The following is a 14,091-nucleotide window of genomic DNA, read 5'->3' as shown; positions in this document are numbered from 1 at the left end:
AATGTCATCAGCCAAACAACTTGAAAACGCCGAATATAATGGTTGATACGACGGTTAATGTCAAACCAATTAACGATTCAAATGGCATGAGCTTCAGGCGCTCTTTGATATCCATTTGAACACTTCCTGCTGTTGCGTGGAAAAAGCTTCCGTGCGGCATATGATCAAGCACAGTTGAACCAGCATGAATCATCGCTGCCCCTGAAAGAGCCGATACGCCGAGACCAAGTAATGTACCGCTGAATACGCCACTCGCTACTGCTGTTCCTGCTGTTGTCGAAGCAGTGGCGGCTGACATAAAGATCCCTGAAGCTGGTGCAAGCAAATACGGAGGTAATCCCGATGCATCAAGTGCTTGAATAAACACATCTTTTAAGGAAGAATTCGATACAATGCCTGCTAATGTGCCTGTCCCTAATAACATAATCGCTACACCCGACATTTTGTTCAACCCGGACATCGCATAATCATTAATAAATTTCCCTTTTTTCATGAAAAGAGCGCCTACAATGCCTCCGATCGGTAAGGCGATCATTGGGTCTATATTCATTTGAAAAAGCGGTCTTAAAGCCAACAATAAAATGGTGACAAGTGGACCGACCACCGCTGGTAAAAAGGCAGGTACTTGAAACTGGCTTTGATTAACTTCTTCTTCAAGTACAGGCGATCCTTTCTTAGCAAGCTTTTTGGACAAAACGTATGTGACAGCTAAGCCGAATATAGCCGGAATGATACCTGCTGCCATCAATGAAGTAAGCGGTACACCAAACGCATCAGAAGCGGCAATGGCGTTCGGATTGGGGGACATGATATTCCCTGCTTTCCCGCCTCCAATCATAGCAAGTAGAATTCCCGTTTTTGAGAGCTTTGCCCGTTTGGCAATCGCAAGTGCAATAGGTGCTACCGTGATAACGGCTACATCTACAAAAACGCCCACTGTCGTTAAAATCATGGTTGCCAGCGCCAGTGCTAATAACGCCCTCGCCTCTCCAAGCTTTTTCACGATCGCCTCAGCGATAGATAAAGCTGCACCCGACTCAATTAAAACGCCAGCCAGCACCCCTGCCGCCATAATTCTAAGGACAGCCGGAATCATGCCCTTAGCACCTTCCATCATGACATTCACGGTCTGAGCAATATCTACGCCGCCAATTAAACCGCCTATAAATGCACCTGCCAGCATGCCATACGCAGGTGATACTTTTCTTAAAATAAGAACAATCGCAATAACCAGTGCCATAATGGCTCCCAGTGTACTTACAGTCACATCTCCATTCATCCTCGATCCCCCCAAAATGTCTTTCTTTCATTGTAAGCGTTTACTATATGGAATCGGGTTGTGAATCTAGATGAACTTTTTTCATTTATCACTTCATCTCATTGTGCAAATGCACAATCAAGATAATTGATTCATCAACTGCGCCATATAAAGCTCCATCAACTGTTTTACATGACGGGGATCTTTTCCGGTCAAAGCTTGTATCTTATCTAAACGATATCTCAATGTATTCCGGTGAATATATAATCGATCAACAATTCTTTGTAAATCACCGCCCTCTTCAATGTAAATGCTTAATGTGTGGGCAAGCTCCACTTCTTGCGTTAATGGCTTGTAAAAGTCAGTCCAACTACCGTTTTCTTCAACAACTCCTGCAGTGATGAATAGTCTTTCCAACTGATAAGATTCAAAAAAATAAATACTTTCCTCCGGATCAAGAGCCTTCCCCAATCGCAAGGAATCTCTTGCGTGCTCAAAGGACAATGACAGCCGGCTTATGTCAGCGGCGACAGTCCCTATCCCCACAAGCACCTGGCCCCCTACTGCATTTTCCATTGTTCTTTGCAACTGCACAACCACATGCTTTAAACGATGATCAGAGATCGGCTCCCTTAAAAGAACCAATTCATGACGAAAAGTCATGCCAAGCAAATCATCTGCATTCTTATCGTATTGAATCGCATGCATCATTTTATGCACAGCGTCTTCTGAGGAGGGAACTGGCTGAAAAATGATGGCCATTCGACGCTTTTCTAAATCCATTCCTAGCCATGCAGCTCGGTTCTTTAGCTGATAATCACCAACGTCCGAATCAGAAATTAACTGATTGACAATTTCACTCTCTATTCGCTGCCGCCACTGCACTCGTTCAAGCAGAAAAGACTGCTCTAACACTAGCTCAGCTGCCATTTTTACCAGCTCAGCATGATGCCGAATATTCTCCGGCTCACCTGTAATGCCAATCACACCAACTACTTGTTCACGAAAGCAAATGGGCAAATTGATTCCTGGTCTAACTCCTTCTAATTGCAAGGACGTCTTGTAGTCAATTTCCATACTGTTCCCGCTTGTTAGCACAAGTCGTGCACCATCATGTTTCTGACCAATCCTGTTTCGTTCACCAGAACCAATGATGACACCATCCGCATTCATTACATTGATATTTTTATCTAAAATACGCATCGTACGTTCAACCATTTCTTGTGCCAATTCAGTGGTTAAAAATTGCATGAGGCATCTCTCCTGAAGGTGTTTTCATTTCAATGTATCATAGTGTCATTGCACAATAAATGCAAAGTGTTTAAAAATAAGTCATTGACAAAGGTACTTTGAAAAGTGTTTAATCAAATCAAAGGACCGACCGACAGTCTAGTCAAAAGAAAGGATGGCTTTATGAGAACCGTTAAACATCCTGAAGAACGTAAAAATGACATCTTAAACGCAGCCGAAGAGCTTTTTTCTACCAAAGGCTATCAGCAAACAACGATTATCGATATTCTGAAAGCTGTTGGCATTGCAAAAGGCACTTTTTATTATTACTTTTCATCCAAAGAAGAAGTGATGGATGCCATTATTGACAGGATCATCAAAGCAGATATCATCGTGGCAAAACGTATTGCAGCTGATCCAGACCTTCCAGTGGTCGACAAACTATTTCGCATCATCATGGCTCAATCGCCAAAGCAAGGAAGCAATAAACAGGGCATGATTGAACAATTTCACCAGCCTTCTAATGCAGAGATGCACCAAAAAAGCTTAATCAAAGCGATTAAAGAACTCTCACCCGTTTTAGCTGATGTCATTCAGCAAGGTGTGGAAGATGGAACATTTAATACAAAGTACCCTCAAGAAACGGTGGAATTCCTTCTTGCTTCTGCACAAGTCATATTTGATGAGGGCCTTTTTCAATGGACAGCCGAAGAGAGTATGCAGCGCGCACTAGCTTTTATCGATATCCTCGAATCCTCATTACATGCAGAAAAAGGGAGTTTCTCCTTTCTTCTGAAGCGTTTAACTGGAGAACTTGATGAACATAATCAGTGATTGGTCACTTCAATACCAATCCTGCATACATTATAGACTGACGGTCGGTCTAAAAGGAGAGTGATACCCATGTCTTTATTATCTAAAAGAGGCTCATCCCACTTTATTTACCTCGTGCTCGGACAGATTATTTCCGTTTTTGGGTCTTCTTTAATTCGGTTTGTTCTATCTTTACACGTGCTAGATATGACTCAGCGTGTTGACTTATATGCCTTACTATTCGCTTTATCCAATATACCACTCCTTCTTTCTCCCTTAGCAGGCGCAATCGCTGACCGGTTTAACAGAAGGAACTTGATGATTTTATTTGATGTTCTCACTGGCATCATGATTGTGGCTTTTTATTTTTGGTTATTCTCAGGCAATGATTCACTCATTATGATCGGAGCGGTCATGGTGCTTCTTGGTATGATGAGTACGTTCTATGCTCCCGCTGTGATGTCCAGCATTCCACAGTTAGTAAAACAGGAACAATTAGAACAAGCAAACGGGATCGTCAATGGCGTGCAGGCACTTTCAGGTGTCCTCGCTCCTATTATCGGTGGGGTACTGTACGGACTGGTTGGAAGTCAATCCATCATAGGTGCCAGTGCCATCGTGTTCTTTCTATCAGCATGCATGCTTTTACGGTTAAACATATCCTTCTCACCTAGCCCCTTAACGGAACCTATGGGCAAAGTGCTCGTAAAAGATATGAAACAAGGATTTTCCTATATTGGCAGTCAGTCATTTTTAAAAAGAGCCATGTTGCTTGCTGCAATGTTAAATTTCATCCTCACACCATTTTTTATCGTAGGTGGTCCGATCATTTTAAGGGTCACAATGAAAAGCAGTGACATCATGTATGGAGTAGGCATGGGCTTAATTGAGTTTGCGGTCATCGCAGGGGCTCTGCTAGTTGGACTTGTAGCAAAGCATTGGCGTATCCCTACTTTATATCGCTGGCTGATCGTCATCGCGATCATCTTGCTACCTGTCGCATTCTCAACATCAAACACAGCTCTTCAATTTGGCACTTATCCAGCTTATTTTCTCTTTCTAGCAGGATGTCTTCCGATTGCTATGCTGCTTACAATGATCTCAATCGTTGTGATTTCACACGTTCAAAAGAAAACGCCAAATAATCAATTAGGAAAAGTGATGGCCAATCTGACAATGGTTTCTCAATGTGCTGCCCCACTTGGTCAAATGATGTATGGGTTCTTGTTCAATACGTTTTCAGCAAACATGTATGTGACAGTTCTAATAGTCAGTACTTTCATGTTTGTCCTTGCCTATTTAACAAAAAATATGTTGCAACATGAAGGGGAATCAGCCTCATGAGACTGACGTTTATAAAGAAGGACTTAACCCGCCACCGTCTCATTTCCATCGGTTTAACAATATGCATTATGATGACATCATTTCTAGCGACAAGTGCCGCTCAAATGATAGTACAGCTGAATGGTTCCATTTCTAATCTGCTCCATTCAGCCAAGGCACCAGACTTTGTCCAAATGCATGAAGGCAGCCTAAAGGAAAAAGATATTGAGACTTTTTCAAGCAAGCAGAATATGGTTAAGGCACATCAAATCGTCCCAATGATTCCAATTGAACATGCAAATATCAAGTTCGGAAACGAACCCGCCAAAGCAGGTGTGATGGATCATTTATTTGTGAAACAGAATCGTTATTTTGATTTTCTTTTAAATGAACAAAATGAAAAGCTCACTATCAGTAAAGGTGAAGTCGCAGTGCCTATTTACTTTCAGCAAAGGTATCATCTGAAAATAGGAGAAACGTTACTGATCGGGAAAGGGGCTAATCAATTCTCTTTCCGCATCAAAGCATTCTTGCGTGATGCACAAATGAACCCCAGTCTTGTTAGTTCGAAAAGATTCCTTCTTCATCACAAAGATTGGGACGCAATGAATCAAGTGTTTCATAAAAAGGAATATTTGATTGAATTTTTATTGCATGATGCCGCCCAGGCAGATGCTTTTCAAGCAATCTACCAGTCATCCCAGCTTCCACAACAAGGTCCAGCTGTTACTTTACCTTTGCTGCGTATGCTAAACGCATTAACAGATGGAATGGTGATCGCCATTCTCCTACTTGTTTGCATGCTGCTCATCGGAATAGCTCTTCTCTCTCTCCACCTTGCTATGACGGCTTCTATAGAAGAAGACGAACGTGAAATTGGAATATTGAAGGTGCTTGGGATTCCTTTAAGAAGAATCAAGCAATTATACGTTGGAAAGTATGCCTTGCTTGCTTGTGTAGGGTGTATAGCAGGGTATGGATTAACGCTTTTATTTGGTGATATATTTACAGCCAATATTCAGCGTTACATGGGAATTCAGCCTTCTTTTACTACTTGGTTCATTCCGCTTTGTGTTTCTATTGTGATAGCAACGATCATCATTTCTGGCAGCTATACTGTCCTAAGAAAGTTTGGTCGAGTATCAGCCGCTCAAGCACTTCAAGGCAACGTTATTTCAATGAATGATAAAAAACAAATACCCTTGCATCTCAAGAAAAATAGGTTCATACCAGTCAATATGTGGCTTGGTTTAAAAGATCTGTTATCACGAAAGAAGTTGTATACAACGATTACTTGTATTATCGCCCTTTGTACATTTTTGATGCTGCTACCTATTCAGCTATGGTATACCTTACAATCGCCGGATTTCATCACATATCTTGGCTCTGGTCAAAGTGACCTCCGAATCGATATACGACAAGGAAGTCATTTAGAGGAAAAAACAAATGAAATAGAATCAATGATTCTTGAAGATCGAGATATTCATGCATCAGCCATATATGAAACAACTTCTCTTCAGGCAAAATCAAAGGAGAATTCATTAGAAACACTCTATTTAGAAACAGGCAATCTCTCAGCATTTCCTCTTACCTATTTACAAGGGCGACAGCCTTTAAAGAAGAAAGACATTGCCTTATCAGTGCTCAGTTCAGATTCACTTCAGAAAAAGGTAGGAGAAAAAATTACTCTTGTATCAAACGGGCATGAAATTGAAAAGACTGTGACTGGCATTTATCAGGATGTCACGAACGGCGGGAAAACAGCAAAAGCAATATCACAGCCATTTCCGCAATCAGCCCTTTGGAAAACCATTCAAATCCAACTAAACCAAGAAGTAGAAATTGAAGAGAAAAAAATAGTACTTGAAAAAGAGATATCCCCTGCAAAAGTGACAGATATGAAAGAATACGTTCATCAAACAATCGGCAGTACAGCATCTTTAGTAAAAGTCATTGCATTTTTATCTACATTAGCTGCTTTTGGCACCGCAAGTTTGATGTTAATCATGTTCCTACACATGTTAAAAGCAAAAGATTCCAGTCGAAACCATTTGTTAAGAACGATTGGATTTTCTAAAAAAGATGTAACAGGACAATATATGACAAGTTTTATTTCCGTTATCTTTTTGGGCGCATTGATTGGCACTATCGCTGTCCACACGATTGGACCAGCTTTAATGAGTATAGGTGGAGCATCCTTAGGGGCATCAAGCCTTCAATGGCTGGCACCACAATGGGTCTCAGTTGTATACCCCATCACACTGTTGATTGTCAGCTTAGCTTTAAGCGCTTCGTTATTGAAGACATTTTTTACTAGTCAAACTTCACGTCATACACTTTCATAAGGAGATGTTTCACATGGAACATTTGATTGAAACAAAGCGATTGTCTTTGCAAATTGATTCTTTAAAAGGACAGAAACAAATCATCCTTAAAGATATTCATTTATCGATAAATCCTGGGGAATTTGTGACGATTATGGGACCTTCCGGATGCGGGAAAACCTCCTTGCTTTATCAGCTTAGCGGGATAGAAACAGCCTCAACAGGAGAGATCAAATATAAGGGCCATTTACTATCAGAAATGACAGATAAACAGTTATCTGCTCTTCGTTTAACAGAAATGGGATTTGTCTTTCAACACAGCCACTTACTAAAAAACCTTAATCTATTTGATAACATCATTACTGCAGCTTACTTAACAAAGAAAAAGCCAAGAAAAGAAGTAAATGAACGAGCTAGATATCTAATGGAGAAACTTGATATTGATCATTTAGCAGATAGATATTTGTCAGAAGTTTCAGGAGGTCAGCTTCAAAGAGCCTCTATCTGTCGAGCGCTGATGAATGAACCAGACATTCTTTTCGCTGATGAACCAACAGGTGCTCTTAACTCCCATGCAACGAAGGAAGTGATGAATATCTTTTCGAAAATCCATTCTGAAGGGGCGACATTACTGCTTGTCACACATGACCCAAAGGTTGCTCTTCGTTCTGAAAGAATCATGTTTATGAATGACGGAGAAATAACAGCCAGCTTACATTTAGGGAAATTTGATGCGGCAAGTGCCGAGAAACGGGAGACCCGATTAAATCAATGGCTCCAAGGTTTGGGGTTTTAAGTTGTAGTAAAACAGGCATTTTTCGCCTGTTTTACTTTTCCTGGCACTCAAATGAATAATCCATAGATAAACTATTAGTTTCTAGTATGATTTTACCGCCTACTTGTTGACAAGATTCTGTCAGTAATTCTATTTCTTTGCTATAAAAGTATCTCTTTGACACATACAGAGTCACTAAAACGAGTAACAGCGTCGCAATGACCAATGTGATTTGCCAGTTTAGGATTTTAAATCTTTTTTTCATATCAACATCCTTTCAAGCAGACGAATTTTTGTGATTAATAGCTACTTTTGTCTGCTTCTATCAGTTTCTATTCCAAATTTGATCTAGCATCATCATAACTGATTTTCTTTGATAGATCGACCTCCCAACTTACCCACCGATCACCTAAAATCCCTTTATTTTCAATATACCAATAATATTTTCGATCATAATCATAAAACCTATTGTATAAACTCCTCTTTTAGACAATTAAAAAAAGATTTTAATCATTTGTAAAAACATTCAATCACCATTACAATTTCGTTCATCACATGACCATTGGTCCTTTTTATTACCTCTTGGCAATCACCTCACAGAAACGATTATATTCTTCCAAAAATTGTGATATCGTTTTTTAGTGAAACAGGTGAAAGGATCTTAAAGAGGTGAAATTTCATGGCTATCATTTCTGCTGAACAGGTGGGGAACCGTTTAAATGATTGGCGAATTGCGATTCGCAAACATGATGTACAAAGTGCTAACGCAATGTACACAGAATTAAAGCAATTGCTTCAAGAAATGGAAGAAAATCAGGAGGTATTGACTTATTATTCATTGCTAGAAGGCAAGTATAAACTCATGATATATGAACGAAGAGGTAAAACACTGAAAGAACAGACAGAGCTAGATTGCCCATCTAAAACAAACGACTTAATTGAATACTATTTTTACCTATACAAAGCCCTTTACGCTTCATATAACAGAGACTATGCATCAGCCATTGGACTGTTTAAAATTGCTGAGAAAAAACTACAAAACATTCCGGATGAAATAGAAGTAGCTGAATTCCATACGAAAATCGCAAACTTATATATGCTACTTCGTCAAAGCCTAATTTCTCTTCACTATATTCAGAATGCTGTAGATATTTTCAAAAGTCATGAGGGATATGAAAGAAGACTAGCGTCAGCCTTTGTCATCTCCGCTGCTAATTATATGGATATTGGCGACTTCACAAGAGCAGAAAACTACTATAAAAAAGCATTACACATCGCTGACAGTCTAAATGATCGTTTTCTAACTTCACAGCTTTTTCATAATATCAGTATTCTGTATGCTGAAGCTGGAGAATCGAAAAAATGTATCGATGCCCTAGAACAGGCTCTAAGTGATGAAAACTACCTCTCATCATGCTATTTCCATCACACCATGTTTATGTTAGTCAAAGAACTTTTATCTATTGATGAAAGAACACAAGCTCTCTATTACTTCGAATTAGTCAACCAAAAACACGAATCAGAGAAATGCCCCATCTATACAGCAAAAATGAATTTGCTTTACCATCTATATTTTACTGAGGATATGTCTCAAAAAGCTCAAGCCTGTTTCGAGGAAATCAGCATTCTAAAAGAATTAAAGGATGCTGAAGGTGCATGTGAATTAAGTGCACTGGCTGCAAAACACTTTGAAGATTTAGGTGCCATTCATCAAGCCTATCTCTTTTTGAAGGAAGCCTATCACATGAACCATCCTATATTTGAATGGAGGAATTCTAATGAAAAAAATGAGTTTATTGTTCATCGCTTTAACCATTGTCGTTTTCGGACAAACAGTGTCTTTCAATTCGTTAAATGACACGAATCCTGGCACAACAGAACGACCTATCGGAACTTAATATAAAACTGATCACAGCAAAGAACCACTTGCCTGGTCAAAAGGCAAGTGGTTCCACCATTATTTCAATTGCTGATAAGACATGAGGCGGTGTATATGTACCGCAAGATACGTAAGCTCATCATTCGGAATCACGATACTATGCACCTGTTTAATATAATCTTTGATTTTAAAAGCAACATCCATCGCTTGAGGATACAAGTGTGCAATTTGTTCAAACAACTCATTTTCTTGATCCGAGAGTAATTTATTTGCATAAAATCTCTCTACAAAGAACTTCACATGTGTAATGAATCGACTGTAATGAATGTTCTCCTGATCCATTTTCATATTCAATGTATAGCGCACAAGATTGACAATGCTTCCGATCATTTTGGCATATTTCATGCTATCTTTTGAATCGGATTCTTCACCTAATGCATTGATTAAGTGAAAGGCGATATTTGCTGCTTCTTCTTTTGGTAATTGTATGCTCAATGTATCATTAACTAATTCAAGAGCGTACTTCCCTACTTCAAATTCTTCAGTATAGTAATTTTTGATTTCCCAGTACACACGATTCGTAATATTAATATTCTTTTTATGTCGTTCAACAGCAAAATTCAAATGATCCATTAAGGTAAAATAAACACCTGAATTTAGACTTGAATTTAACCGTTTTTCTGCATATTGGACGATGCGCTGAGTTAAATCGATAAACTCTTGAGGCATTGAATCTAACAATTGAAGAAATTCCTTTGCTCTCATGTTATCGACTGACATAAAGACTTGGTCCGCTTTTTTCTCTTCTATCATTTGACCCGGTTTCTGTCCATAGCCAATCCCACGGCCAAACAAAACCATCTCCTGTTGGTTCTGATCTTCAGCCAGGACCACACTCGAGTTTAAAACTTTTTTGATTTTAAACATCGTCATCACCTGTTTTCATGATTGTGGTGTTCAATCAAGCGATTCACCATTTGTCTCAATGACTTTTTGGTACCAATAAAATGAGTCTTTTCGAGATCGTTTTAATGTGCCGTTCCCATCATCATCTTGATCTACGTGAATAAAGCCATAGCGTTTTGACATTTGTGATGTACCTGCACTAATAATATCAATTGAGCCCCAGCTCGTATATCCAAAAAGATCGACGCCTTCTTCAATCGCTTCTCTCATCTGACGAAAATGCTCTTTAAAATAGTTAATCCGATAGTCGTCATGGATAGAGCCATCACTTTCAACTACATCCTTAGCTCCCATTCCATTTTCGACAATGATAAGAGGTTTTTGATAGCGATCGTACAGTTCGATTAAAGAAATTTTCAGACCAACCGGATCAATTTGCCAGCCCCAGTCAGTTGAAGGCAGATAAGGGTTTTTGACTCCACGAATCGTATTCCCTTCTGTCTGCTCTAACCCTTCTTGAGCTGATTCAGTTAAAGACATATAGTAGCTAAATGAGATGAAATCGACTGTATTTTCTTTTAGAATGTTGAGATCATCTGCTTCCATTTGAATATGAATATTTTTTCTCTCAAGCATCCGTGTAATCATTGGTGGATATTCGCCAAACACCTGAACATCTGCATAGAAATAGTTTTCTAAGTTTTGTTTTAAAGCTTGTTCCACATCATTCGGATGACACGTATGCGGATACGTTGTCAATTTTGTCAGCATACACCCAACCTGGCTACCTGGGATAATACGATGGCAATCAGCTGTTACAAGAGCAGACGCAACAAATTGATGATGGAGTGCTTGATACACGGTCTCTTCTACTTTACCTTCTGGGCAACGATCAGGAATAATTCCTGCTGTAATGAATGAGTGGCGGTGAATACTATCAATTTCATTAAAGGTGAGCCAATATTTCACATCATGTTGATAGCGTTCGAAACAAACATTGGCGAATTTTACGAAGAGATCCACCACTTTTCTTTCCACCCAGCCGTTATATTTCACACTAAGGGCTAAAGGCATTTCATAATGAGATAGTGTCACAATCGGTTCTATATTGAGTTTTTTCATTTCGGCAAATACACGATCATAGAATTGCAAACCTTTTTCATTTGGTTCAGCTTCTTCTCCAGTAGGGAAGATACGACTCCACGCAATAGAAATGCGAAGTGTTTTAAAGCCCATTTCAGCAAATAGAGCCAAATCCTCTTTGTAGTGGTGATAGAAATCAACACCTCTGCGTTTAGGGTACTTTTTATCATCTGGGTCATTTATTGCACGTTCTATATTTTCAGAAGTTACAGCAAGATGTCCTTCATAATCTTCTACACTTAAGTTGGAACGATACATTGCAATATCTGCAACTGATGGTCCCTTTCCATCTATATTCCAGGCGCCTTCTGCCTGGTTGGCGGCAATGGCGCCGCCCCATAAAAACCCTTTTGGAAAACCTTTAATTGTTGTCATATATTTAGCCTCCTAATTGTGTAACAACCATCAATGTATCTTGACGATTGACCTCTTGTAATGGGTGTACCTTTATTTCATATTGATCTGTATTTGTGATGACAGCAAGTGTAACTGGATCATAACCTGCTGCTATGATTTTTTCTACATCAAATTCAATCAGTAAATCTCCTGCTTGAACACGTTCTCCTGCCTGAACTTTTGGCTGAAAATACTGTCCTTCCAATTGCACGGTATCAATGCCGATATGGAATAATACTTCAACGCCTTGGTCCGTTTTCATACCAAGTGCATGATTTGTTTCGAACAGCATGGTCACCTCACCATCTACTGGTGCGTAAAGCGCTCCTTCTGAAGGGACAATGGCAATTCCGTCTCCCATGACCTTTGAAGAAAAAATATCATCTTTTACTTCAGATAGAGAGATCATTTGACCAATCACAGGACTTTTGAATGTCTCACCTGCTCCAATTTGTTCAGCAAATGCAGCTTGATCATTTGTCTTTTCTTCTACCGTTTTATCCTTACCTAATACAAAAGCAGCGATAAAAGCGACAATAAAGGAAATGACTGCTCCAATGACAGCAAACATTAGATTTCGTGGGAGCTCATCTGATATAAACATCGACATACTTGCTAATCCAGGACCAACAAGTACAAAGGCTTGTATCCCAATTAATCCAATGAAGGTCCCACCAACAAACGAACCAATCATGACACTTCCAAGGACTCGCTTATTTTGAAGTGTGACACCATACAAAGCAGGCTCTGTGATACCAAAAAATGCTGAAATCCCTGCCGAAATGGCTGTTGATCTGAGTACCTTGTCTTTCGTGCGTAGAGCTACAGCGAAACACGCTCCACTTTCCGCAATATTATGCGCAAGTGATGCTGGCAGATAAAGTGCTTCTTTCCCAAGGGTACCCATCGTAGTGACTGCATAAGGGACCATTGCTTTGTGCATTCCTGATGCGACCATGAATGGAAGGACTGCTGCTAAAATCGCGACAGCTACCCAGCCTACTGTATTAAACATTGCAAGAATGATGGATGAAAACCCTTGTCCTGCTGTAAAACCAAGTGGTCCTAATAACAGTAACGTAACTGGTACAGTAATGACTAATGACATCATTGGGACAAAGAAAATCCGAATTGGTTTTGGTGAAAATCGTGTGAAGAATTTTTCCATTTGAGCGTAAAGCAATACAGAAAGAATTGCTGGGAATACTTGATACGCATAAGCTATATTTTTCACGTCGAACGACAGCAATTGCGCACCTTCAGTAAGCATAGCCGTCATGTTCGGAAGAAGAAGCGCACCGACTGCTGATAATGCGACCAGTGGGTTTACTTTTAGTTTATTTGCCGTTGTTACAGCGACTAGTAATGGCAGGAAGTAAAGCGGCGCGTCCCCTACCATGTTCAATATTTGATAGGTTTGACCTTTTGCATCCATCCAGCCTAATAGAGAGAAAAGGAGAAGAAATGATTTTAAAATCCCTCCGCCTGCGATAGCTGGAACAAGCGGCTGGAAGACACCGACAATGAAATCTAATAGAACTGTGCCTACTTTTCTTTTTTCTTTTGGCTGATTGGATGGCACGACTTGCCCCGATGAGCTGCTGCCCATTATTCTTGTTACCTCTTGATACACTTCAATCACGTCATTCCCAATGACCACTTGGCATTGTCCTGACATTCTGACAGCTATGACACCTGGTGTTTTTTCTAATGCTGGTACATCTGCTTTTTTCTGATCAATTAGTGTGAAGCGAAGTCTTGTTGAGCAGTGCTCAAGGTGCGCAATGTTTTCTTTACCACCTACATGCTGTAAAACGTCTTTGGCGACTTGTGTGTAATCCATTTTTTCTCCTCCTTTTCTCATACATGAGACCTATATTTCGGCAATAAAAAAAGGATCTAAAACGACAAATTAAAGAAATTCATCGTTTTTAGATCCTGCCTGCATGACCAGTCACATGTCTAATTTATTTATATTGGATTTGTTTTTAGTATATATCGATTATATGAAAGCGTCAACATTTATTTTTCTGAAATTCATTAA

10 protein-coding genes are annotated in these 14,091 nt (G+C 39.6%); 5 read left to right on the top strand and 5 right to left on the bottom strand.

The window, feature by feature from the left end; genetic code table 11:
* Positions 1-7 precede the first annotated feature (7 nt).
* Positions 8-1,279, bottom strand: a complete 1,272-nt coding sequence (locus GPS65_RS00475; RefSeq protein WP_119125614.1) for a GntP family permease — start codon at positions 1,277-1,279, stop codon at positions 8-10.
* A 117-nt stretch (positions 1,280-1,396) separates the two neighbouring features.
* Complete coding sequence (locus tag GPS65_RS00470) at positions 1,397-2,509, bottom strand: CdaR family transcriptional regulator (protein ID WP_119125615.1); 1,113 nt, start codon at positions 2,507-2,509, stop codon at positions 1,397-1,399.
* A gap of 162 nt (positions 2,510-2,671) precedes the next feature.
* Here GPS65_RS00470 and GPS65_RS00465 point away from each other — a divergent pair, with 162 nt between their 5' ends.
* The 5 genes from GPS65_RS00465 (at position 2,672) to GPS65_RS00445 (ending at position 9,581) form a co-directional block, all read left to right on the top strand.
* Positions 2,672-3,322 carry a TetR/AcrR family transcriptional regulator gene (locus tag GPS65_RS00465; protein ID WP_119125616.1) on the top strand — a complete coding sequence of 217 codons (651 nt, stop codon included), beginning with the start codon at positions 2,672-2,674 and terminating at the stop codon, positions 3,320-3,322.
* Between the two features lie 69 nt (positions 3,323-3,391).
* Entirely contained in the window at positions 3,392-4,645 is a 1,254-nt protein-coding gene (locus tag GPS65_RS00460) for an MFS transporter (RefSeq protein ID WP_119125617.1), read from the top strand.
* Positions 4,642-6,969 (top strand): ABC transporter permease, encoded by a 2,328-nt coding sequence (locus GPS65_RS00455; protein ID WP_119125618.1) that lies wholly within the window; start codon positions 4,642-4,644, stop codon positions 6,967-6,969. The genes GPS65_RS00460 and GPS65_RS00455 overlap by 4 nt, the downstream gene beginning before the upstream one ends.
* 13 nt (positions 6,970-6,982) lie before the next feature.
* Complete coding sequence (locus tag GPS65_RS00450; RefSeq protein WP_088001868.1) at positions 6,983-7,744, top strand: ABC transporter ATP-binding protein; 762 nt, start codon at positions 6,983-6,985, stop codon at positions 7,742-7,744.
* A 658-nt stretch (positions 7,745-8,402) separates the two neighbouring features.
* Positions 8,403-9,581 carry a response regulator aspartate phosphatase gene (locus tag GPS65_RS00445; protein ID WP_119125619.1) on the top strand — a complete coding sequence of 393 codons (1,179 nt, stop codon included), beginning with the start codon at positions 8,403-8,405 and terminating at the stop codon, positions 9,579-9,581.
* Positions 9,582-9,680: 99 nt separating this feature from the next.
* Here the strand turns inward: GPS65_RS00445 and GPS65_RS00440 are convergent, their stop codons facing one another.
* Genes GPS65_RS00440 through GPS65_RS00430 form a run of 3 tightly spaced genes read right to left on the bottom strand, consistent with a single transcriptional unit; the run spans position 9,681 to position 13,890 of the window.
* Positions 9,681-10,529 (bottom strand): PRD domain-containing protein, encoded by an 849-nt coding sequence (locus GPS65_RS00440; RefSeq protein WP_012011835.1) that lies wholly within the window; start codon positions 10,527-10,529, stop codon positions 9,681-9,683.
* 30 nt (positions 10,530-10,559) lie between these two features.
* Positions 10,560-12,026, bottom strand: coding sequence for a glycoside hydrolase family 1 protein (locus tag GPS65_RS00435; protein ID WP_012011836.1), 1,467 nt, complete (start codon positions 12,024-12,026; stop codon positions 10,560-10,562).
* A 4-nt stretch (positions 12,027-12,030) separates the two neighbouring features.
* Positions 12,031-13,890 carry a beta-glucoside-specific PTS transporter subunit IIABC gene (locus tag GPS65_RS00430; protein ID WP_012011837.1) on the bottom strand — a complete coding sequence of 620 codons (1,860 nt, stop codon included), beginning with the start codon at positions 13,888-13,890 and terminating at the stop codon, positions 12,031-12,033.
* Positions 13,891-14,091: the final 201 nt, after the last annotated feature.

It is taken from the genome of Bacillus pumilus, from assembly GCF_009937765.1.
Classification (GTDB): Bacteria; Bacillota; Bacilli; order Bacillales; family Bacillaceae; genus Bacillus; species Bacillus pumilus_O.
This window is presented reverse-complemented; position numbering and strand designations above follow the sequence as displayed.

Bases quoted from the DNA above. Each gene is read 5' to 3' on its own strand.
- GPS65_RS00475 (WP_119125614.1), bottom strand. From the start codon at position 1,279: ATGAATGGAGATGTGACTGTAAGTACACTGGGAGCCATTATGGCACTG.
- GPS65_RS00470 (WP_119125615.1), bottom strand. From the start codon at position 2,509: ATGCAATTTTTAACCACTGAATTGGCACAAGAAATGGTTGAACGTACG.
- GPS65_RS00465 (WP_119125616.1), top strand. From the start codon at position 2,672: ATGAGAACCGTTAAACATCCTGAAGAACGTAAAAATGACATCTTAAAC.
- GPS65_RS00460 (WP_119125617.1), top strand. From the start codon at position 3,392: ATGTCTTTATTATCTAAAAGAGGCTCATCCCACTTTATTTACCTCGTG.
- GPS65_RS00455 (WP_119125618.1), top strand. From the start codon at position 4,642: ATGAGACTGACGTTTATAAAGAAGGACTTAACCCGCCACCGTCTCATT.
- GPS65_RS00450 (WP_088001868.1), top strand. From the start codon at position 6,983: ATGGAACATTTGATTGAAACAAAGCGATTGTCTTTGCAAATTGATTCT.
- GPS65_RS00445 (WP_119125619.1), top strand. From the start codon at position 8,403: ATGGCTATCATTTCTGCTGAACAGGTGGGGAACCGTTTAAATGATTGG.
- GPS65_RS00440 (WP_012011835.1), bottom strand. From the start codon at position 10,529: ATGTTTAAAATCAAAAAAGTTTTAAACTCGAGTGTGGTCCTGGCTGAA.
- GPS65_RS00435 (WP_012011836.1), bottom strand. From the start codon at position 12,026: ATGACAACAATTAAAGGTTTTCCAAAAGGGTTTTTATGGGGCGGCGCC.
- GPS65_RS00430 (WP_012011837.1), bottom strand. From the start codon at position 13,890: ATGGATTACACACAAGTCGCCAAAGACGTTTTACAGCATGTAGGTGGT.